The 20,310-nt window shown below is 70.6% G+C and carries 15 protein-coding genes; 8 read left to right on the forward strand and 7 right to left on the reverse strand.

The genetic code is table 11. The annotated features are described in order from the left end of the window. The first annotated feature begins 84 nt into the window (after positions 1 to 84). The 4 genes from ACRAKF_RS20335 (at position 85) to ACRAKF_RS20350 (ending at position 8,287) form a co-directional block, all read left to right on the forward strand. A complete protein-coding gene (locus tag ACRAKF_RS20335) occupies positions 85 to 1,629 on the forward strand; it encodes a cytochrome ubiquinol oxidase subunit I (RefSeq protein WP_447038603.1) in 1,545 nt (514 codons plus the stop codon). Between the two features lie 19 nt (positions 1,630 to 1,648). Next, a complete protein-coding gene (gene cydB / locus ACRAKF_RS20340) occupies positions 1,649 to 2,653 on the forward strand; it encodes a cytochrome d ubiquinol oxidase subunit II (RefSeq protein ID WP_447038604.1) in 1,005 nt (334 codons plus the stop codon). A 78-nt stretch (positions 2,654 to 2,731) separates the two neighbouring features. After that, positions 2,732 to 6,373 (forward strand): thiol reductant ABC exporter subunit CydD, encoded by a 3,642-nt coding sequence (cydD, locus tag ACRAKF_RS20345; protein WP_447038605.1) that lies wholly within the window; start codon positions 2,732 to 2,734, stop codon positions 6,371 to 6,373. Positions 6,374 to 6,550: 177 nt separating this feature from the next. Beyond that, complete coding sequence (locus tag ACRAKF_RS20350) at positions 6,551 to 8,287, forward strand: GAF domain-containing sensor histidine kinase (RefSeq protein ID WP_447038606.1); 1,737 nt, start codon at positions 6,551 to 6,553, stop codon at positions 8,285 to 8,287. Here ACRAKF_RS20350 and ACRAKF_RS20355 read toward each other — a convergent pair. From ACRAKF_RS20355 to ACRAKF_RS20375, 5 genes are all read right to left on the reverse strand, one after another. After that, the gene (locus ACRAKF_RS20355; RefSeq protein WP_447038607.1) at positions 8,284 to 9,246 is read right to left on the reverse strand and encodes a Cof-type HAD-IIB family hydrolase; all 963 of its coding nucleotides are present in this window, start codon (positions 9,244 to 9,246) and stop codon (positions 8,284 to 8,286) included. The genes ACRAKF_RS20350 and ACRAKF_RS20355 overlap by 4 nt on opposite strands. A gap of 61 nt (positions 9,247 to 9,307) precedes the next feature. Beyond that, positions 9,308 to 10,231 (reverse strand): LLM class flavin-dependent oxidoreductase, encoded by a 924-nt coding sequence (locus tag ACRAKF_RS20360; RefSeq protein ID WP_447038608.1) that lies wholly within the window; start codon positions 10,229 to 10,231, stop codon positions 9,308 to 9,310. Between the two features lie 35 nt (positions 10,232 to 10,266). Further along, the gene (locus ACRAKF_RS20365) at positions 10,267 to 10,725 is read right to left on the reverse strand and encodes a hypothetical protein (RefSeq protein ID WP_447038609.1); all 459 of its coding nucleotides are present in this window, start codon (positions 10,723 to 10,725) and stop codon (positions 10,267 to 10,269) included. A gap of 187 nt (positions 10,726 to 10,912) precedes the next feature. After that, positions 10,913 to 11,929 carry a MerR family transcriptional regulator gene (locus ACRAKF_RS20370; protein ID WP_447038610.1) on the reverse strand — a complete coding sequence of 339 codons (1,017 nt, stop codon included), beginning with the start codon at positions 11,927 to 11,929 and terminating at the stop codon, positions 10,913 to 10,915. Further along, complete coding sequence (locus tag ACRAKF_RS20375; RefSeq protein WP_447038611.1) at positions 11,926 to 13,722, reverse strand: SDR family oxidoreductase; 1,797 nt, start codon at positions 13,720 to 13,722, stop codon at positions 11,926 to 11,928. The genes ACRAKF_RS20370 and ACRAKF_RS20375 overlap by 4 nt, the downstream gene beginning before the upstream one ends. A 295-nt stretch (positions 13,723 to 14,017) precedes the next feature. Between ACRAKF_RS20375 and ACRAKF_RS20380 the strand changes: the two genes are divergently transcribed. The 4 genes from ACRAKF_RS20380 to ACRAKF_RS20395 are packed head-to-tail and all read left to right on the forward strand — an operon-like array spanning position 14,018 to position 17,550. Continuing rightward, on the forward strand, positions 14,018 to 15,037 hold the full coding sequence (locus ACRAKF_RS20380) for an ABC transporter ATP-binding protein (RefSeq protein WP_447042074.1): 1,020 nt from the start codon (positions 14,018 to 14,020) through the stop codon (positions 15,035 to 15,037). Continuing rightward, entirely contained in the window at positions 15,027 to 15,908 is an 882-nt protein-coding gene (locus ACRAKF_RS20385; RefSeq protein WP_447038612.1) for an ABC transporter permease subunit, read from the forward strand. The genes ACRAKF_RS20380 and ACRAKF_RS20385 overlap by 11 nt, the downstream gene beginning before the upstream one ends. Then, complete coding sequence (locus tag ACRAKF_RS20390) at positions 15,908 to 16,819, forward strand: ABC transporter ATP-binding protein (protein WP_447038613.1); 912 nt, start codon at positions 15,908 to 15,910, stop codon at positions 16,817 to 16,819. The genes ACRAKF_RS20385 and ACRAKF_RS20390 overlap by 1 nt, the downstream gene beginning before the upstream one ends. Before the next feature lie 11 nt (positions 16,820 to 16,830). Next, positions 16,831 to 17,550: an ABC transporter permease gene (locus ACRAKF_RS20395; protein WP_447038614.1), complete on the forward strand. Its 720-nt coding sequence runs from the start codon at positions 16,831 to 16,833 to the stop codon at positions 17,548 to 17,550. Between the two features lie 47 nt (positions 17,551 to 17,597). On the opposite strand, the gene ACRAKF_RS20400 is transcribed toward ACRAKF_RS20395, so the two are convergent. Together ACRAKF_RS20400 and serS are read right to left on the reverse strand one after the other, a co-directional pair. Further along, complete coding sequence (locus ACRAKF_RS20400) at positions 17,598 to 18,425, reverse strand: HAD family hydrolase (protein ID WP_447038615.1); 828 nt, start codon at positions 18,423 to 18,425, stop codon at positions 17,598 to 17,600. Then, the gene (serS, locus tag ACRAKF_RS20405; protein WP_447038616.1) at positions 18,422 to 19,699 is read right to left on the reverse strand and encodes a serine--tRNA ligase; all 1,278 of its coding nucleotides are present in this window, start codon (positions 19,697 to 19,699) and stop codon (positions 18,422 to 18,424) included. The genes ACRAKF_RS20400 and serS overlap by 4 nt, the downstream gene beginning before the upstream one ends. Between the last annotated feature and the right edge of the window lie 611 nt (positions 19,700 to 20,310).

Raw genomic sequence — 20,310 nt, forward strand, 5'->3', positions numbered from 1 at the left:
AAGCGCGCCCGGTTCTTCCGGAGATCGGTGGGACAAGCGGGTGCAAACTGCCGCTTCGACCACGGCGAGTAAGGAGATGACGCAGTGGACCTGGCTCTGGCGCCGGAAACGTTGGCGCGATGGCAGTTCGGCATCACCACCGTCTACCACTTTCTGTTCGTCCCTCTGACGATCTCCCTCGCCGCACTCACGGCGATCCTGGAGACCGCGTGGGTGCGCACGGGCAAGGAGCACTACCTCAGGGCGACCAAGTTCTGGGGAAAGCTGTTCCTGATCAACATCGCGATGGGCGTCGTCACCGGCATCGTCCAGGAGTTCCAGTTCGGCATGAACTGGTCCGACTACTCGCGCTTCGTCGGTGACGTCTTCGGGGCGCCGCTGGCCTTCGAGGCGCTGATCGCCTTCTTCTTCGAGTCGACCTTCATCGGCCTGTGGATCTTCGGCTGGGACAAGCTCCCCAAGAAGCTGCACTGCGCCACCATCTGGATCGTCTCCATCGGCACGATCCTGTCGGCGTACTTCATCATGGCCGCCAACGCCTTTATGCAGCACCCGGTCGGCTACCGGATCGTGGAGCGGGACGGCACCAAGCGCGCGGAGCTCACGGACTTCGCGAAGGTGCTCTTCCAGGAGACGGCGCTGGTCAACTTCTTCCACGTCATCTCGGCGGCCATCCTGGTCGGCGGCGCCTTCATGACCGGCATCGCCATCTCCCACCTGCGCAAGAAGCGGCACATCCGCACCATGCGCACGTCGCTGCGGCTCGGCCTGGTCGCGGCCTTCGCGGGCACGCTGCTCACCGTGGTCAGCGCCGACACCCTCGGCAAGGTCATGTACGAGCAGCAGCCGATGAAGATGTCGGCGGCCGAGGCGCTGTGGGAGTCGGAGAAGCCGGCGCCCTTCTCGCTCTTCGCGTACGGAGACGTCTCCAAGGGGCACAACGATGTCGCCATCGAGGTCCCCGGCGTCCTGTCCTTCCTCGCCAAGAACAACTTCAACGCCGAGATCCCCGGCATCAACGACCTCAACAAGGATGCGCAGGAGAAGTTCGGGCCCGGCGACTACCGGCCCAACATCCCCACCGCCTACTGGTCCTACCGCTGGATGATCGGCTTCGGCGGGGTCTCGATGGCCCTGTGCACCGCGGGCCTCTGGCTGACGCGGAAGAGGTTCTGGCTGGCGCCGGAGCACCGCACCGGGGCGGACGAGGTGCCCAAGCTGATGCTCACCAAGAACACCGAGCTGGCCCCCAGGTTCGGCAAGTGGTGGTGGCGGCTCTCGCAGTGGACGCTGATCTTCCCCCTCATCGGCACGGCCTGGGGCTGGATCTTCACCGAGACGGGCCGCCAGCCCTGGGTGGTCTACGGCGTCCTGCGCACCCGGGACGCGGTGTCGCCCGGCGTCTCCCAGGGCGAGGTGCTCACCTCGCTGATCGGGTTCACGCTCATCTACGCGGTACTCGCCGTGATCGAGGTGAAGCTGCTGCTCAAGTACGTCAGGCAGGGGCCGCCCGAACTGACGGAGGCGGATCTGAACCCGCCCACCAAGATCACGGGACCCGGCTCCGGCAAGGGCCCGGACGCGGATTCCGACGCCGACGCCGACCGGCCCATGGCCTTCTCGTACTGAAGGAAGGAGCGACCAGGCCATGCAACTTCACGACATATGGTTCGTACTGATCGCCGTCCTGTGGATCGGCTACTTCTTCCTGGAGGGATTCGACTTCGGGATCGGGGTCCTGACCAAGCTGCTCGCCCGGGACCGGGTGGAGAAGCGGGTCCTCATCAACACCATCGGCCCCGTCTGGGACGGCAACGAGGTGTGGCTGCTCTCGGCGGCCGGCGCGACCTTCGCCGCCTTCCCCGAGTGGTACGCGACGCTCTTCTCCGGCTTCTACCTGCCGCTGCTGCTCATCCTGATCTGCCTGATCGTGCGCGGCGTGGCCTTCGAGTACCGCGCGAAGAGGCCCGAGGAGCGCTGGCAGACCAACTGGGAGCACGCGATCTTCTGGACCTCGCTGATCCCCGCGGTCATGTGGGGCGTCGCCTTCGGGAACATCGTGCGCGGCGTGAAGATCGACGCCCACAAGGAGTACGTGGGTTCCTTCGTCGACCTGCTCAACCCGTACGCGATCCTGGGCGGCCTCGTCACGCTGACGCTGTTCACCTTCCACGGCGCGGTGTTCGCCTCGCTCAAGACCGTGGGCGACATCCGGGTGCGGGCCCGCAGGATGGCGCTGGGCCTCGGGCTGGTCACGGGGGTGCTCGCGCTCGGATTCCTGCTCTGGACCCAGGCCGACAAGGGCGACGGCAAGAGCCTGATCGCGATGATTGTGGCGGTCCTCGCGCTGCTCGGGGCGATCGGTGCCATCGGGGCCGGGCGCGAGGGCTGGTCGTTCGCACTGTCGGGCGTCACGATCGCGGCGTCCTTCGCGATGCTCTTCCTGACCCTCTTCCCGAACGTCATGCCGTCGTCGCTGAACGCGGAGTGGAGCCTCACGGTCACCAACGCCTCGTCGAGCCCGTACACGCTACGGATCATGACCTGGTGCGCGCTCATCGCGACCCCCGTCGTGCTGCTCTACCAAGGCTGGACCTACTGGGTGTTCAGCAAGCGGATCGGGACGCAGCACATCGCTGATGCCGCGCACTGAGCCGCCTCGCCGCGGAGATCCATCAGAGGCTCCCTGGCCCCTGGCCTTCCTGCCGGCCCCCCGGAGGGTGTGTTTCACGTGAAACCAATCGACCCGCGTCTGCTGCGGTACGCCCGTGCCACGCGCTTCTTTCTCGTCGCCGTCGTGGTTCTGGGCCTGGTGGGGGCGGGGCTGGTCATCGGCCAGGCGATGCTCATCGCCGAGATCGTGGTGGGCGCCTTCCAGAAGGGCTTGTCCGCCGCAGACCTGGGCACGCCGCTGCTGCTGCTCGCCCTGGTCGCGGTGGGCCGGGGCCTGGTCTCCTGGCTGACCGAGCTCGCGGCGCACCGGGCGAGTGCGGCGGTCAAGTCGGAACTGCGGGGGCGTCTCCTCGAAAGGGCGGCCGAGCTGGGTCCCGGCTGGCTGAGCGGTCAGCGCACCGGCTCGCTGATCTCGCTCGCGACGCGGGGCGTGGACGCCCTGGACGACTATTTCTCGCGTTATCTGCCGCAGCTCGGCCTTGCGGTGGTCGTGCCGGTGGCGGTGCTCGCCCGCATCGTGACCGAGGACTGGGTGTCGGCGGCGATCATCGTCGTGACGCTCCCGCTGATCCCGGTCTTCATGATCCTCATCGGCTGGGCGACCCAGAACCGGATGGACCGTCAGTGGCGGCTGCTCTCGCGGCTCTCCGGGCACTTCCTGGACGTCGTCGCGGGCCTGCCCACCCTGAAGGTGTTCGGCCGCGCCAAGACCCAGGCCGAGTCGATCAGGAAGATAACCGGCGAGTACCGGCAGGCGACGATGCGGACCCTGCGCATCGCCTTCCTCTCCTCCTTCGCCCTGGAGCTCCTCGCCACGATCTCGGTCGCGCTGGTCGCGGTGACCATCGGCATGCGGCTCGTCCACGGTGAGATGGATTTGTACGTGGGTCTGGTCATCCTCGTCCTGGCGCCCGAGGCCTATCTGCCGCTGCGCCAGGTCGGGGCGCAGTACCACGCGGCGGCGGAGGGCCTGGCAGCCGCCGAGGAGATCTTCGAGGTGCTGGAGACGCCCGTGCCGGCCGCCGGGAGCGGGCCGGCTCCCTCGGGGGCGCTGAGCGTGGAGGACGTGACGGTGCGGTACCCGGGGCGGGGCGCCGACGCGGTCTCCGGGGTGTCCTTCACGGTGGGGGACGGAGAGACGGTGGCCCTCGTCGGGCCGAGCGGGGCGGGCAAGTCGACCCTCCTGAACGTGGTGCTCGGGTTCGTGGGCACCGCCGAGGGCCGGGTCCGTGTCGGGGGCGTCGACCTGGCGGACGTTTCGCCCGACCTCTGGCGCGAGCGGATCGCGTGGGTGCCGCAGCGGCCGCACCTCTTCGCCGGGTCCATCGCGGAGAACGTACGGCTCGCGAAGCCCTCGGCGACCCCGGAACAGCTACGGGACGCGCTGCGGGCCGCCGGTGCCCTGTCCTTCGTGGACGCGCTGCCCCTCGGGGCGGAGACGGTCCTCGGGGAGGACGGGGGCGGGCTCTCGGCGGGGCAGCGGCAGCGGCTCGCGCTGGCGCGGGCGTTCCTCGCGGACCGCCCCGTGGTGCTCCTCGATGAGCCCACGGCGGCGCTCGACGGGGGAACCGAGGCGGAGGTCGTGGAGGCGGTTCGACGGCTGGCCGTGGGGCGAACGGTGTTGTTGGTCGTGCATCGGCCGGCGCTGCTCGCTCTCGCGGACCGGGTGGTGCGGTTGCCCGCGGCCGAGGTGCGGGCGGGTGTGAGCGGGGCCTCCGTCTCCGGGCGGCCCGAGGGCACCGGTGGTGACGTGATGGCGGACGACCGAGCCGCCCAGGACCGGGACCGGGACCGGGCCCGGGACAGGGACAGGGGCGAGGGCGAGGGTGAGGGCTTGGGCCTGGGCTTGGCCTCGGGGCACGGGCACGGGCACGGGCACGGGCAGGCGCAGGCACAGCGGCAGGGGCAGGGCTCCGGCAGGGGCTCGGGCTCGGGTTCGGTGGCGTCTCGTGGGGTGCTCGCCCGGGTGAGGGAGGCCGCTCACGAGCGGCGGCCGCAGCTCGGGCTCGCGTTGCTGCTCGGCAGCCTCGCGCTCGGCAGTGCCGTGGGGCTCATGGCGACCTCGGGGTGGCTGATCTCGCGTGCCTCGGAGCAGCCGCCCGTGATGTACCTGATGATCGCCGTGACGGCGACCCGTGCCTTCGGCATCGGCCGTGCCGTCTTCCGCTACGCCGAGCGGCTCGTCTCGCACGACGCCGTGCTCCGCATGCTCGCCGACACGCGGGTCGCGGTCTACCGGCGCCTCGAACGGCTGGCGCCCGCCGGCCTGCGTACGGCCCGCCGGGGTGACCTTCTCTCCCGCCTGGTCGCCGACGTCGACGCCTTGCAGGACTACTGGCTGCGCTGGCTCCTGCCCGTGTCCGCCGCGGCGCTCGTGGGCACCGGTGCCGTCGGGTTCACCGCCTGGCTGCTGCCGGAGGCCGGTGCCGTGCTCGCCGCCGGGCTGCTCGTCGCGGGTGTCGGGGTGCCGCTGCTGAGCGGTGCCGTGGCGCGGCGCGCCGAGCGGAGGCTGGCGCCCGCACGCGGGGCGCTCGCCTCGCGCGTGGCCGATCTGCTCACCGGAACCGCCGAGCTGACCGTCGCCGGTGCGCTGAACCGACGTACGGCCAAGGCCAGGGAGGCCGACGCCGAGCTGACGCGTATCGCCTCCCGGCAGGCCGGGGCCACCGCGCTCGGCAACGGGCTCGGCGCGCTCGCCACCGGGCTCACGGTGGCCGCGGCCGCGCTCGTCGGTGTCCAGGCGGTGCAGGACGGGCGGCTCGGCGGTATCGCCCTGGCCGTCGTCGTGCTCACCCCGCTCGCCGCCTTCGAGGCGGTCATCGGCCTGCCCCTCGCCGTGCAGTACCGGCAGCGGGTCAGGAGGAGCGCGGAGCGCGTGTACGAGGTGCTCGACGCCGCCGAGCCGGTCCCGGAGCCCGCCGTCCCCGCCGAGGCCCCGGCGTCGCCCTTCCCGCTGCGGGTCGAGGCGCTGCACGCCCGCCACGCGGGCCAGTCGCCGGACGCCTCCGCGCTCGCGGGCGTGAGCCTGACCCTGGAGCGGGGCCGGCGGATCGCCGTCGTGGGCCCTTCGGGCTCGGGCAAGACGACGCTCGCGCAGGTGCTCCTGCGGTTCCTCGGCGCGTACGAGGGGACGTACTCGCTGGGCGGTACGGACGCGGCGACGCTGGACGGCGACACCGTGCGCCGCATGGTCGGGCTCTGCGCCCAGGACGCGCACATCTTCGACAGCTCCGTCCGCGAGAACCTGCTGCTCGCCAAGAAGGACGCCACGGACGCGGAGCTGCGGGCCGCTCTCGCGCGGGCGCGGCTCGACGGCTGGGCCGACTCGCTGCCCCGGGGGCTCGACACGATGGTCGGCGAGCACGGAGCCCGGCTCTCCGGGGGCCAGCGGCAGCGGCTCGCGCTGGCTCGCGCGCTGCTCGCCGACTTCCCCGTACTCGTCCTCGACGAGCCGGCCGAGCACCTCGACCTGCCGACCGCGGACGCCCTCACCGCCGACCTGCTGGCCGCGACGGAGGGACGTACGACGCTGCTCATCACGCACCGGCTCGCCGGGCTCGACGCGGTGGACGAGGTGATCGTCCTCGACGGGGGCCGGGTGGCGCAGCGCGGCACGTACGCGGAACTGGCGGCGGTGGAGGGCCCACTCCGGCGCATGCTGGACGTGGAACGGGCGGCGGACCTGCTGGCGGTGGGGTGAAGCGTGCGAGGCGGGCACCCCCGGGCTGCGGCTCGCCCCCACCCCGCAGCCTCACCGAGGCCGGCCCCCGTGGCAGCCTCACCGAGGCCGCCCCCCCGCAGCCTCACCGAGGCCGCCGGCCCCGTCGAAAACGGCTTCGACTTTCCCCTGCAAAGAGGGCTTACTACGCTCGAAGGCATGTCCGTACCTCCGGCCTCCGCCGGTTCACCGCCCCCCGGCGGCACATCCCGCCCGGGGCAGACGGAGGCGCGGGCGACGCGCGGCCTCCAGGGGCTCTCGCCCGAGCTGGCCTCGCGGGTGCCGCAGCTCCTCGAAGCCATGCGGTCGGTGGGCACCGGGCTGGAGCTGCACGTCACCCTGGACCGCATCTGCGAGACCGCAGCCGAGCTCGCGGACGCCCGCTACGCGGCGATCGGCGTGGTCGCCGAGGACGGCCAAGGGCTCTCCGACTTCGTCCACCACGGCATCGACGAGGAGACCGCCGAACGCATCGGACGCCTGCCCGACGGTCACAAGGGCCTGCTCGGCGCGCTGATCCACCAGCCGAGGACGCTGCGTCTGTCCGACCTCTCCGCCGACCCCCGTTCCTGCGGTTTCCCGGCCCATCACCCGCCGATGCGGACCTTCCTCGGGGTCCCCATCCACGTACAGGGGGAGATCTTCGGCAACCTCTACCTGACGGAGAAGCGGAACGGGGCCGAGTTCAACGACGACGACGTGCACATCGTGCGCGTCCTCGCCGCGGAGGCGGGCATCGCCATCGGGAACGCCCGTCTGTACGAGGCCGCCAAGCAGCGCGAACGCTGGATCGACGGCTCGGTCGCGGTCACCACGGCCCTGCTCTCCGGCAGCGACGCGGACGAGGCGCTCGCCGTCGTGGCCGAACAGGCCAGGCACCTCGCCGACTCGGACGCCGGGATCGTGCTGCTGCCCGACAGGGAGGGCGGCATGGAGGTCGTCGCGGTCTCCTCGGAGGAGCCCACCGGGGCGCTTGGCATGGTCGTCCCCCCGGAGAGCCGCATCGTCGCCCAGCTGCTCGACGGAGAGCCCGTGTTCATGGACGACGCGGCGGGCGACCCGCGCGTCATGACGGAACTGGCCCGCCGCTACGGCCCCGTCATGCTCCTTCCGCTGCAGAGCGACGGCCGTGTCCTTGGCACCCTCGTCACGCCACGCGCGCGTGGGGAACGCCCTTTCAGCGAGGCCGAGCGGACGCTCGGCATACAGTTCGCCTCGCAGGCCGCGCTTGCGCTGATGATGGCCGACGCGCAGCGCGACCGGGAGCGTCTCGCGGTCTACGAGGACCGCGACCGGATCGCCAGGGACCTGCACGACCTCGTCATCCAGCGGCTCTTCGCCACCGGCATGATGCTGGAGAGCGCCCAGCGCAGGTCGGTCGTGCCGGAGGTGCAGGCCGGCGTCGGCAAGGCCGTCGACGAACTGGACGTGACCATCCAGGAGATCCGTACGGCGATCTTCGCGCTGCATCAGGGGCCGGCCGAGGCGCCGTCGGGGTTGCGCACCCGTGTGCTGCGGGAGATCAACATGGCTGCCGTGCCGCTCGGCTTCAAGCCCTCGCACCACTTCGTGGGACCTGTCGACACCGTGGTCGGCGAACTGACCGGCAAGAACCTCATCGCGGCCCTGCGTGAGGCCCTCTCCAACGCGTTCCGCCATGCGCGGGCCGCCCGTATCGACGTCGTCGTCGACGCGACGGTGATCCTGCCGGACGGGCGGCAGGGCGTACGCCTGACCGTCGCGGACGACGGTGTGGGCATCGCCGAGGGCGGCCGGCGCAGCGGCCTGCGGAACCTCAAACGGCGGGCCGAGTCCCTGGGCGGCGACAGCTGGTACGGCCCGGGCACCGGCGAGGCCGGCAGCGGCACGACGGTGGTCTGGCAGGCTCCGTACTAGGGCCTCGGCTCGCGACGCTCGGCCAGGATCTGTTCGATCACCACGGCCACGCCGTCGTCGTTGTTGGCGACCGTGCGGCCGGAGGCGGCGGCGATGACGTCCGGGTGGGCGTTGCCCATGGCGTACGACGTACCCGCCCAGGTCAGCATCTCTATGTCGTTGGGCATGTCCCCGAACGCGACGACCTCGGCGGACGTGATGCCGCGCTCGGCGCAGTACAGCTCCAGCGTGCTGGCCTTGGAGACACCGGGGCCGCTGATCTCCAGGAGCGCGCTGGGGCTGGACCGGGTGATCGTGGCCCGGTCCCCGACGGCCGCCCTCGCCACCATCAGGAAGTCGTCGGGCGCGAGCTCCGGGTGGTAGGCGAGGATCTTGAGTACGGGCTGCTCGGCCACCGCGGGGTCCGCGGGGGCCTCCGCGAGGAGCTTCTCGGCGGGCGCGACGCTCTCACCGGGCTCCATGTGCAGCGGCGGATACGTTTCCTCGTGGTGCAGTCCCCCGGTCCGCTCCACCGCGAAGGACGTACCCGGCGACGCGGCACGCACCCTGCGGACGACGTCGAGGGCGCGCTCCCGCTCCAGCTCGCGGATCTTGACGAAGCTGTGGGCGCCGGGGCCGCCGTGCAGATCGACCACCGCCGCGCCGTTTCCGCAGATGGCGAGGCCGTGACCGTGGACGTGGGCGCTGACGACGTCCATCCAGCGGGCCGGGCGGCCGGTCACGAAGAAGACCTCGATCCCGGCGGCCTCGGCCGCGGCGAGCGCGGCGATCGTGCGGTCGGAGACCGTCTTGTCGTCACGCAGAAGCGTGCCGTCCAGATCCGTGGCGATCAGCCGCGGGCTCGGACACGGCTCGGTCCTGCCGGTTCCGTCCGTCGTGGCCGGGGCGTTCGTGGCGGGGGCGTCCGTGGCCGGGGCGTTCGTGGCGGGGGTCTCGGGCCCTGGGGTAGCTGAGGTCACGCCATCGATTGTCCCGCACAAACGTGCACGGGCGTGCGCTGGGGCGCACATCTGAGAGCCGTCAGGACTTGATCGTGCTCGTGTTCAACTGACCCGGCGCCTCCAGGGCGATCCGCTCGAAGACCTTCTCGTCCGCCGCGAAGTAGGTGTCCGGCAGCGGCCAGTGCAGAACGATCTCGTTGAAGCCCAGGTCGGCGTGATGACCGGCGAAGTCGATGAAGGCGTCGAAGGAGTCCAGGGGCCGGTCGGGAGTGAACCCGGTCAGCAGGATCTTGTCGACTTCGGCGACATCCCGGCCGATCTCGTCACAGGCCGCGGCGAGCTTCTCGGCCTGCCCGCGGATGGCTTGAAGTGACTGCTCCGGGGTGCCGGACTCGAAGAGCTTCGGGTCGCCGGTGGTGACCCACGCCTGTCCGTGGCGCGCGGCGAGCCGCAGCCCGCGCGGCCCGGTCGCCGCCACCGCGAAGGGCAGCCGTGGGCGCTGCACACAGCCGGGGATGTTCCGCACCTCGGTGGCGGAGTAGTGCTTCCCCTCGTACGAGACGACGTCCTCGGTCAGGAGCCGGTCGAGAAGGGGCAGGAACTCGCCGAAGTGGTCGGCCCGCTCGCGGGGCGTCCAGGGCTCCTCGTCGCTCGCCCGCAGCGCCGTCGCGTCGAAGCCGTTGCCGCCCGCGCCGATGCCGAGGGTGATCCGGCCGTTCGACACGTCGTCGAGGGTGATCAGCTCCTTGGCGAGCGTCACGGGGTGCCGGAAGTTGGGCGAGGTGACGAGGGTGCCGAGGCGGAGCCGCTCGGTGGCGGCCGCGGCGGCGGTCAGCGTGGGTACCGCCCCGAACCAGGGACCGTCACGGAAGGTCCGCCAGGAGAGGTGATCGTAGGTGTACGCGGTGTGGAACCCGAGCTCCTCCGCGCGCTGCCAGCGCTCCCTGCCGCCCTCGTGCCAGCGGCGGACGGGGAGGATCACGGTGCTCAGACGCAGGTTCATGTGTCCGAGCGTAAGTCCGTCCGTCGGCCGCCGGCTCAGCGGACCCGGGAGCTGAGCCAGGGCGTGAGCAGCACCATCGGGATGTACTCCTTGTACGTCTTGTCGCCGGGCAGCGGCACGACCAGGCGGTAGCCGGGCGGGAAGCGCTTGGCCCGGACGTGGGCGAGGCCGCCGAAGACCGAGCGCACGAAGGCGGGCACCTGGTCGCGCGGGACGTCGTGGCACTCGACGTCCTCGACGGTGATGAGGGCGTCGGCGGCACCGTCGTCCTCGGGGTAGAGCCGCACCGATACCCGGGGCGAGCCGCCGAACTCGGCGAACGCCTCGTGCGGCAGCGATCCGTCCGGGTCCGTCGTCACGCCGAGTCCCGCGGCGGAGCGGCGCGTCGTCCGGTCGGCGCCGATGTCGTGCGTGACCTCGATCTCGCGGTGGTACTCGCGCAGGGCGTTGACGGCCGCCTCGGTGCTGTGCAGGTGCTCCATGGTGACGATCATGCCTGGTCGGAGCGGACGGTACGGCGCGGCTCGGGTGCTCGGCGAGGCCCGGGACGGTGGTTTCCCGCACGCTCGGCCCCCGTCCACCGACTTTTCACCCATGAATTTTTGCCCGAAGGTTTGATCCACAAGTAAGTCCCCTTATCCACAGGCAATTTGGCGGTTCTGTGGATAACCGCCGCACCAATTAAGGTGTTTGAGTAACTTGTGCTTCTTGTCGCGGTGTTGCCGCCAAGGAGTCCAAGCGCCGCGCCTGAACCTCCCGTTCAGCGGCCGCACCAATGAACTCCGCCGCCCGTTCAACGCCAACCAACGCCTCGACGGCCCGCATTGTGGCAGCGGGCAGGCTGACGGCGACTGTCCCCTCCGGCCGCTGTACCGGCTGCCCGGGGTCCAGGTGCCGCCGGAGGTGCCGGGTGGCGAACAACCGCATGGCCCGCGCCAGTTCCGCGTCGACCGACTGCTGCGCGAGCGGCCGAAGGCGGCGTACGAGCTCGGCGGCTTCGGCCGCGTCCGCCTCGGTCGGCGGCCGGTTGCCGAGGTAGCGCGCGAAAACGTGCTCCGTCGTGAACTCCAGGAAACGGGAGGCTATGTGCTCGACCTGCCCCCGCAACTCCCGCAAATGGGCGGAAATCGCCGACAATGGTACTCCGGAGGCGTGCAACTCCATGGCCACCGCCAGCTCTTGCGGGCTCGGCACCAGAAACTCGTCCTCGCGCCCCGGTATCGGTTCCAGCACGCCCAGCGCGACCGCGTCCGCGACCGCCTCCTCGTCCGGTACGCCACCGAAGGCGGCGTACAGGTCGGCACGGGAGATCCGGTCGGCCTTCTCGTCCGTCCAGGGCCCGTCGACCTCCACGGCCAGGCCGAGCACCCCGCCGAGGCCCCGCCCCGCGTCCCAGGCCTCCAGAAGCTCCTTGATGGAGGCCAGGGTGTACCCGCGGTCCAGCAGGCCGGCGATCTGCCGCAGCCGCGCCAGGTGGGCATCGCCGTACACGTTGGACCGGCCGCGGCGCTCCGGGCGGGGGAGCAGTCCGCGGTCCTGGTAGGCACGGATCGTGCGGACCGTCGCCCCGCTGTGGTGGGCCAGGTCCTCTATGCGGTACTCGACCCGGTGCTCCGTCGGTTCCGCGGGTTCTGTGGGTTCCGCGGGTTCCGTGAGTTCCGTGAGTTCCGTCGGTTCCGGATGCTTCTCGGTGCTCATAGCGGCGGCTCCAGCCGGGCGATCGCGCGCAGGGCCCTGGGAGCGAAGCGGGACAGGAGCTGGGCGCCCCGGGCCTCCGGGGTGACCGGCACCACCGCCTGGTTCTTGGCGACGGCACGCAGGACCGCGTCGGCGACCTTCTCCGGCGGGTAGTTGCGCAGGCCGTAGAGCCGGGAGCTCCGCTTCTGGCGGCGCTTCTCCTCCTCGGCGTCGACACCGGCGAAGCGCGCGGTCGACGCGATGTTGGTGTCGACGATGCCGGGGCAGATCGCCGAGACCCCGATGTCCTGGCCCGCCAGCTCCGCGCGCAGGCACTCGCTGAGCATGAGGACCGCGGCCTTGGAGGTGCTGTAGGCGGGCAGCGCCCTGGAGGGCTGGAACGCGGCCGCCGACGCCGTGTTGACGATGTGGCCGCCCTGACCGCGCTCCGCCATCTGCCGGCCGAAGAGCCGGCAGCCGTGGATGACACCCCAGAGGTTGACGTCGAGGACCTTCTTCCAGTCCTCGGTGCTGGTGTCGAGGATGGAGCCGGAGAGGCCGATGCCCGCGTTGTTCACCAGGACGTCGACGACGCCGTACTCCCCGGCGACCTTCTCGGCGAGCTTCTCCATGGCCTGCTCGTCGGAGACGTCGACCGTCTCGCCCCAGGCCTCGGGGGCGCCGACCAGCCGCGCCAGCTCCGCCGTACGGGCCGCGCTCTCCGCGTCCCGGTCGACGGCCACCACACGCGCCCCGGCCTCGGCGAACGCGCAGGCCGTGGCCCGCCCGATGCCGCTGCCCGCGCCCGTGACCAGGACGAGCCGGCCGCTGAACCGGTCGGCATGCTTCCCCGTGGCCATGCGGTCCCGCGAGGCCCCGCCGTCTTCGCCGCCTTCGTGGGCCGTCACGAACTCGGAGATCCACGCCGAGAGCTGGTCCGGGCGGGTGCGGGGCACCCAGTGCTTGGCCGACAGGGTGCGGCGGACCAGTCGCGGGGCCCAGAGGCCCAGATCGTCGTAGAGCCGCTCGGAGAGGAACATGTCCCCCGAGGGCGTGATGAGCTGCACGGGCGCGTGGGCATAGGCATCGGCGCGCGGCCTGCGCAGCCTCGCACGGACGTTGTCGCGGTAGAGCCAGGCTCCGTGCGCGGCGTCCTGGGGGAGCGACGGCGTCGGATAGTCGCCCGCCGGGACCTTCTCCACGCGCTCCAGGATCTTCGGCCACCGCTTGCCGAGAGGACCACGCCAGGCCAGCTCCGGCAGGACCGGCGTGTGCAGCATGTACACGTACCAGGACTTGGCGCCCTGGCCGAGCAGTTGGCCCACCCTGCGCGGAGTCGGCCGGGACACGCGCTTCTTGATCCAGTGCCCGAAGTGGTCGAGCGAGGGGCCCGATATCGACGTGAAGGAGGCGATGCGGCCCTCCGTGCGCTTCACCGTGACGAACTCCCACGCCTGCACCGAACCCCAGTCGTGCCCGACGACATGCACCGGCCCGTCCGGGCTGACCGCGTCGATCACCGCCACGAAGTCGTCGGTCAGCTTCTCCAGGGTGAAGCCGCCGCGCAGCGGCTTCGGCGCGGTCGACCTGCCGTGTCCGCGCACGTCGTACAGCACCACGTGAAAGTCGCCGCCGGCCGCGAGGCGCCCGGCGACCTCGGTCCAGACCTCCTTGGAGTCCGGATAACCATGGACGAGCACGACCGTGGGCCGCTCCGGGTCGCCCAGCTCCGCGACGCACAACTCCACGCCGCCCGTGCGCACCCGACGCTCGCGCGCGCCCTTCAGTCCCTCAGTGCCTGCTCCGATCGTCATGCGGCGGCCCTCTCCTCAGCCCGGCGCCGCACATGCGGCAGGTCATCGTCGTCATCGTCCAGCGAGAACGCGCCCTCGTCGCTGTACGTGTTCGTAACTTGACACTGACGAATGTGACAATGCGCGGCGGCTACGTCAAGAGTTGCGCCGAAGCCTCCGGGACAGGTCCGGAAGTTCCCCCAGGGGGCGACTCCAGGACGACCCTTACGGGCCCGTAATACTCCAGAGTGAGGACAGCGCAAGACCGTGGGTTGACGACCGGTGTGGCCCGCGCCACTACCTTCGAATCGTGACTGTGATCGCGACAGAAAGCCTGAGCAAGCGGTTCCCGAGGGTGACCGCGCTTGACCGGCTCTCCATGGATATCGGGCCCGGTGTGACCGGACTCGTCGGGGCCAACGGAGCCGGCAAGTCCACACTGATCAAGATCCTGCTGGGTCTGTCCCCCGCCACGGAGGGCCGCGCCGCCGTGCTCGGCCTCGATGTCGCCACCCATGGCGGCCAGATCCGCGAGCGCGTCGGGTACATGCCCGAGCACGACTGCCTGCCGCCCGACGTCTCGGCCACCGAGTTCGTCGTCCACATGGCGCGCATGTCCGGACTCCCGCCCACCGCGGCCCGCGAGCGCACCGCAGACACCCTGCGGCACGTCGGGCTCTACGAAGAGAGGTACCGCCCGATAGGCGGCTATTCGACGGGCATGAAGCAGCGCGTCAAGCTCGCCCAAGCACTCGTGCACGACCCCCAGCTGGTCTTCCTCGACGAGCCGACCAACGGCCTCGACCCGGTCGGGCGCGACGAGATGCTCGGACTGATCCGCCGCGTCCACACCGACTTCGGCATCTCGGTCCTCGTCACCTCGCACCTCCTCGGCGAGCTGGAGCGCACGTGTGACCACGTCGTCGTCGTCGACGGCGGCAAGCTGCTGCGGTCGAGCTCCACCACCGACTTCACCCAGACCACCACGACGCTGGCCGTCGAGGTCACCGATTCCGACGAACGCCCCGACGGCACGGGAGCGTTGCGCGAAGCCCTGCGCGGGCGCGGCATAGAGACCGAGGCCGGCGGCGAACTGCCCGGCGCCGGCCACACGATCCTGCTCACCGCCGACGGCGAGGAGACGTACGACCTCGTGCGTGACCTCGTCGCCGACCTCGGCCTCGGCCTGGTCCGGATGGAACAGCGCAGGCACCACATCGCGGAGGTCTTCACGGACCAGGACGCGGCACGGCCGGGGCCCGCCCCCGAGCCCGTGGCGGTCCCGGCCACCACCGCGGCCGCACAGCAGACAGGAGGCGGGCGCGATGAGCGTTGATTCCACCCAGATCCACAACATCGGCTACCGCGACTACGACGGACCGCGGCTCGGCCGTGCGTATGCCCGCCGCTCGCTCTTCTCCCAGAGCCTGCGCGGCGCGTACGGACTCGGGCGCTCCGCCAAGTCCAAGGTCCTGCCCATGATCCTCTTCGCGGTGATGTGCCTGCCGGCCGCGATCATGGTGGCCGTCGCCGTGGCGACGAAGGCCGATGACCTCCCCGTCGACTACACGCGCTACGCGATCGTGATGCAGGCCGTCATCAGCCTCTTCCTCGCCGCCCAGGCGCCGCAGACGGTCTCCCGCGATCTGCGCTTCAAGACGGTGCCCCTGTACTTCTCGCGGCCCATCGAGCGCGGTGACTACGTCCTCGCGAAGTTCGCCGCCATGACCTCCGCCCTCTTCGTCCTCACCGCCGCGCCGCTGCTCGTGCTCTACATAGGGGCGCTGCTGGCCAAGCTCGACTTCCTGGACCAGACGGAGGGCTTCGGCCAGGGACTGGTCTCCGTGGCGCTGCTCTCGCTCCTCTTCTCCGGCATCGCCCTCGTCGTCTCGGCGGTCACGCCCCGCCGCGGCTTCGGCATCGCGGCCGTCATCGCCGTCCTGACGATCACCTATGGAGCGGTCTCCACGGTCCAGGCCATCGCCTACGAGCAGGGCAGCACGGGCGCCATCGCCTGGCTCGGACTGTTCTCGCCCATCACGCTCATCGACGGCGTGCAGACGGCGTTCCTCGGCGCGACCTCCGCCTTCCCCGGCGCGGACGGACCCTCGTCCGGCGTCGGCGTCGTCTACGTACTCGTCGTGCTCGGCCTCATCGCCGGCTGCTACGGCGCGCTGATGCGCCGCTACCGAAGGGTCGGCCTCTAATGACCACCATCAGCATCGACCACACGTCCCGCTGGTTCGGCAATGTGGTGGCGGTCAACGACATCACCATGAACGTCGGTCCGGGAGTCACAGGGCTCCTCGGCCCGAACGGCGCGGGCAAGTCGACCCTCATCAACATGATGGGCGGCTTCCTCGCCCCCTCCACGGGCAGCGTCACGCTCGACGCCAGGCCGATCTGGCGCAACGAACAGATATACAAGGACATCGGCATCGTCCCCGAGCGCGAGGCGATGTACGACTTCCTCACCGGCCGCGAGTTCGTCGTCGCCAACGCCGAGCTGCACGGCCTGGACGAGCGGGCCGCCAAGAAGGCGCTCGCGACCGTCGACATGGAGTACGCGCAGGACCGGAAGATCTCCACGTACAGCAAGGGCATGCGCCAGCGCGTGAAGATGGCCTCCGCCCTGGTCCACGACCCCTCCGTGCTGCTGCTCGACGAGCCGTTCAACGGCATGGACCCCCGTCAGCGCATGCAGCTCATGGAGCTCCTGCGGACCATGGGCGACCAGGGCCGCACCGTCCTGTTCTCCTCGCACATCCTGGAAGAGGTCGAGCAACTGGCCTCGCACATCGAGGTGATCGTCGCCGGACGGCACGCGGCGAGCGGCGACTTCCGCAAAATCCGCCGCCTGATGACCGACCGGCCCCACCGCTATCTGATCCGCTCCAGCGACGACCGCGCCCTGGCCGCCGCGCTGATCTCCGACCCGTCGACGGCCGGGATCGAAGTCGATCTCAAGGAGGGCGCGTTGCGCATCCAGGCGGTCGACTTCGGCCGGTTCACCACGCTGCTGCCGCGCGTCGCCCGCGAGCACGGCATCCGGCTCCTCACGGTCTCGCCATCGGACGAGTCCCTCGAGTCGGTCTTCTCCTACCTCGTCGCGGCCTGAAAGGGAGCCTCATGTATGACCCCACTGTCGCCCGGCTCACCTACCGGGCCCTGCTCGGCCGCCGCCGGGCACTGATCCTCTTCGCCCTGCCCGTCCTGCTGGTCGTCATCGCCGGCGCGGTGCGCGGCTTCAGCGGCGCCGACGACCAGGTGGCCGTCGACGTCCTGGGCGGCTTCGCGCTCGCCACCATGGTGCCGATCATCGGTGTCATCGCGGGCACCGGCGCCATCGGCCCCGAGATAGACGACGGCTCCGTCGTCTATCTGCTCTCCAAGCCGGTCAAGCGGCCCACGATCATCTTCACCAAGCTGATCGTCGCCGTCGCCGTGACCATGGCCTTCTCCGCGATACCCACGTTCATCGCGGGCATGATCCTCAACGGCAACGGCCAGCAGATCGCCGTGGCCTACACGATCGCGGCGCTGGTCGCCTCCATCACGTACGCCGCGATCTTCCTGCTCCTCGGCACGATCACCCGGCACGCGGTGGTCTTCGGGCTCGTCTACGCCCTGGTCTGGGAGACCCTGTTCGGGTCGCTGGTGGCCGGTGCGCGCACGCTCAGCGTGCAGCAGTGGTCCCTCGCGGTCGCCCAGAAGGTCGGCAAGGGCGACCTGATCACGTCCGACGTGGGGCTGCCGGCGGCGACGGCTCTCCTGGTGATCGTCACGGCGGCGGCCACCTGGTACGCGGGCCAGAAGCTCAGGTCACTGAAGCTGGCCGGGGAGGAGTAGGGGAAGACGGGACAGGGGCCAGGACGGGATCGTCGACCCTGTCGGCCCTATCGGCCGAGCAGCCGTTCGAGGACCACCGCGATGCCGTCCGCCTCGTTGGACGTCGTCAGTTCGTCGGCCACTGCCTTGAGCTCTTCGTGGGCGTTGGACATGGCCACGCCGTGGGCCGCCCAGGCGAACATCGGGATGTCGTTCGGCATGTCGCCGAAGGCGATCGTGTCCACGGCCTTCGCGCCCAGGCGGCGGGCCGCGAGGGAGAGGCCGGTGGCCTTGGTGAGGCCGAGCGGGAGCAGTTCGACGATGCCCTCGCCGGCCATCGTCACGCCGACGAGATCCCCTGCCACCTGGTGCGCCACGGCCGCGAGGGCGTCGTCACCGAGGCCGGGGTGCTGGATGTACACCTTGTTCAGCGGGGCCGACCACAGGTCGGACGGGTCCGTCAGGGAGATGACGGGGAGGGGGCCCTCCTGGACCGCGTACCCCGGGCCGGCCAGGACCTCGCCGTCGATGCCGTCGCGGCTCGCGGCGAGGGCCAGCGGGCCGATCTCCGCCTCGATCTTCGCCAGCGCCAGCCCCGCGAGCTGCCGGTCGAGCGTGACCGAGGTGAGCAGCCGGTGCTCACCCGCGTGGTAGACCTGCGCGCCCTGCCCGCACACCGCTATGCCGTCGTAACCGAGGTCGTCGAGGATGTGCCGCGTCCACGGGACCGCACGGCCGGTGACGACGATGTGCGCCGCGCCCGCCGCGGTGGCGGCGGTGAGGGCGTCACGCGTGCGGTCCGACACCGTGTCATCGGACCGCAGCAGCGTCCCGTCGAGGTCGGTGGCGACCAGCTTGTACGGGAAGGACGGCGTGACCGGAGCTGGCTGGCTCACTTGGCGACGGGCTCCAGGATCTCTCGGCCCCCGAGGTACGGACGCAGGACCTCGGGCACCACCACGGAGCCGTCGGCCTGCTGGTGGTTCTCCAGGAGCGCCACGATCGTGCGCGGGACGGCGCAGAGCGTGCCGTTCAGCGTCGAGAGCGGCTGGACCTTCTTGCCGTCGCGGTACCGGATCGAGAGGCGGCGGGCCTGGAAGCCGTCGCAGTTCGACGCGGAGGTCAGCTCGCGGTACTTGCCCTGGGTGGGGATCCAGGCCTCACAGTCGAACTTGCGCGAGGCCGAGGAGCCGAGGTCACCCGTCGCCACGTCGATCACCTGGAAGGGCAGGCCGAGACCGGTCAGCCACTGCTTCTCCCACTCCAGGAGGCGCTTGTGCTCGTTCTCGGCGTCGGCCGGGTCGACGTACGAGAACATCTCGACCTTGTCGAACTGGTGCACGCGGAAGATGCCGCGGGTGTCCTTGCCGTACGTACCCGCCTCACGGCGGAAGCAGGGCGAGAAGCCCGCGTACCGCAGGGGCAGCTTGTCGGCGTCGATGATCTCGTCCATGTGGTAACCGGCGAGCGCGACCTCAGAGGTGCCGACCAGGTAGTAGTCGTCCTTCTCCAGGTGGTAGACGTTCTCGGCGGCCTGGCCGAGGAAGCCCGTGCCCTCCATGGCGCGCGGGCGGACCAGGGCGGGCGTCAGCATCGGGATGAACCCGGCCTCCGTCGCCTGCGCGATCGCCGCGTTCACCAGGGCCAGTTCGAGCAGCGCGCCGACACCCGTCAGGTAGTAGAAGCGCGATCCTGAGACCTTCGCGCCGCGCTCGACGTCGATGGCGCCGAGCGCCTCGCCGAGCTCCAGGTGGTCCTTCGGCTCGAAGCCCTCGGCCGCGAAGTCACGCGGGGTGCCGATCGTGTCGAGGACGACGAAGTCCTCCTCGCCGCCGACCGGGACGTCCGCGTGGACGATGTTGCCGAGCTGTCCGAGGAGGCGCTTGGTCTCCTCGTCGGCCTCGTTCTGCGCGGCGTCGGCGGCCTTGACGGCGGCGGAGAGCTCGCCCGCCTTCTTCAGGAGCTCCTGCTTCTCCTCCGGCGACGCCTTGGGGATCAGCTTGCCGAGCGCCTTCTGCTCGGAGCGCAGTTCGTCGAAGCGCACGCCGGACGACCTGCGCCGCTCATCGGCGGAGAGCAGGGCGTCGACGAGCGCGACGTCCTCTCCACGGGCGCGCTGGGAGGCGCGAACACGGTCGGGGTCCTCACGGAGCAGGCGAAGGTCAATCACCCCTCAAGGCTACCGTCGTGCGGTTCGGGCCCACGACTCCATATTCCCGTCCGTGCGTTATGGCCGCTTTGTCGGTTGTCGACACCGGTCGCCGGCCCGGTCGCCGGCCCGGTTGCCGACCCCGGTCACCGGTTGCGCGACCCCGGTTACCGGTTGCGGGTTCGCCGGTTTTCGGATGGGCGGGAGCGGCCGAAAAAGCTCGCCGGAGCGCGCCCTCGTACGCGCGTCGGCGCATGGTCAATAAAAGGGGCGCCCTCCCTGAAATGGGGCAGAACGCTTACGTGGCCTTGACCTGACGGCCGTGCGGGAAGCGGGACTTGGGGACTCCGTCCGCCTCGGTTGTCCACAGGAATGGGCGCCTCGGGAAAGTTATCCACAGGGTGTGCGAAAGATCTGTGGATGCCGGAAGAAGGTATTCCGAAAGCTGCGGGTGCGACGAAGGAATCCCTTCCCAAACCACCCTCTCAACCACTTTCGAGTGGAAAAGGTTCGCTCCAAAGAGTTGATCAATGGAAAAGGATGGACGAGGGGTGATGTGCGGGACGGGGGTTGGACTTGGGGCCTGTGGACCGATTTGTCGACCATGTCGCACCTCGTTGTCGACTTGTCCC

It is taken from the genome of Streptomyces sp. DSM 118878 (genome assembly GCF_052936595.1).

What these genes read in the sequence shown, in the direction of transcription:
- ACRAKF_RS20375 (WP_447038611.1), bottom strand. Translation starts at nt 13,722, where the DNA reads ATGACGATCGGAGCAGGCACTGAGGGACTGAAGGGCGCGCGCGAGCGT.
- ACRAKF_RS20390 (WP_447038613.1), top strand. Translation starts at nt 15,908, where the DNA reads ATGACCACCATCAGCATCGACCACACGTCCCGCTGGTTCGGCAATGTG.
- ACRAKF_RS20365 (WP_447038609.1), bottom strand. Translation starts at nt 10,725, where the DNA reads ATGATCGTCACCATGGAGCACCTGCACAGCACCGAGGCGGCCGTCAAC.
- ACRAKF_RS20350 (WP_447038606.1), top strand. Translation starts at nt 6,551, where the DNA reads ATGTCCGTACCTCCGGCCTCCGCCGGTTCACCGCCCCCCGGCGGCACA.
- ACRAKF_RS20360 (WP_447038608.1), bottom strand. Translation starts at nt 10,231, where the DNA reads ATGAACCTGCGTCTGAGCACCGTGATCCTCCCCGTCCGCCGCTGGCAC.
- cydB (WP_447038604.1), top strand. Translation starts at nt 1,649, where the DNA reads ATGCAACTTCACGACATATGGTTCGTACTGATCGCCGTCCTGTGGATC.
- ACRAKF_RS20395 (WP_447038614.1), top strand. Translation starts at nt 16,831, where the DNA reads ATGTATGACCCCACTGTCGCCCGGCTCACCTACCGGGCCCTGCTCGGC.
- ACRAKF_RS20385 (WP_447038612.1), top strand. Translation starts at nt 15,027, where the DNA reads ATGAGCGTTGATTCCACCCAGATCCACAACATCGGCTACCGCGACTAC.
- ACRAKF_RS20370 (WP_447038610.1), bottom strand. Translation starts at nt 11,929, where the DNA reads ATGAGCACCGAGAAGCATCCGGAACCGACGGAACTCACGGAACTCACG.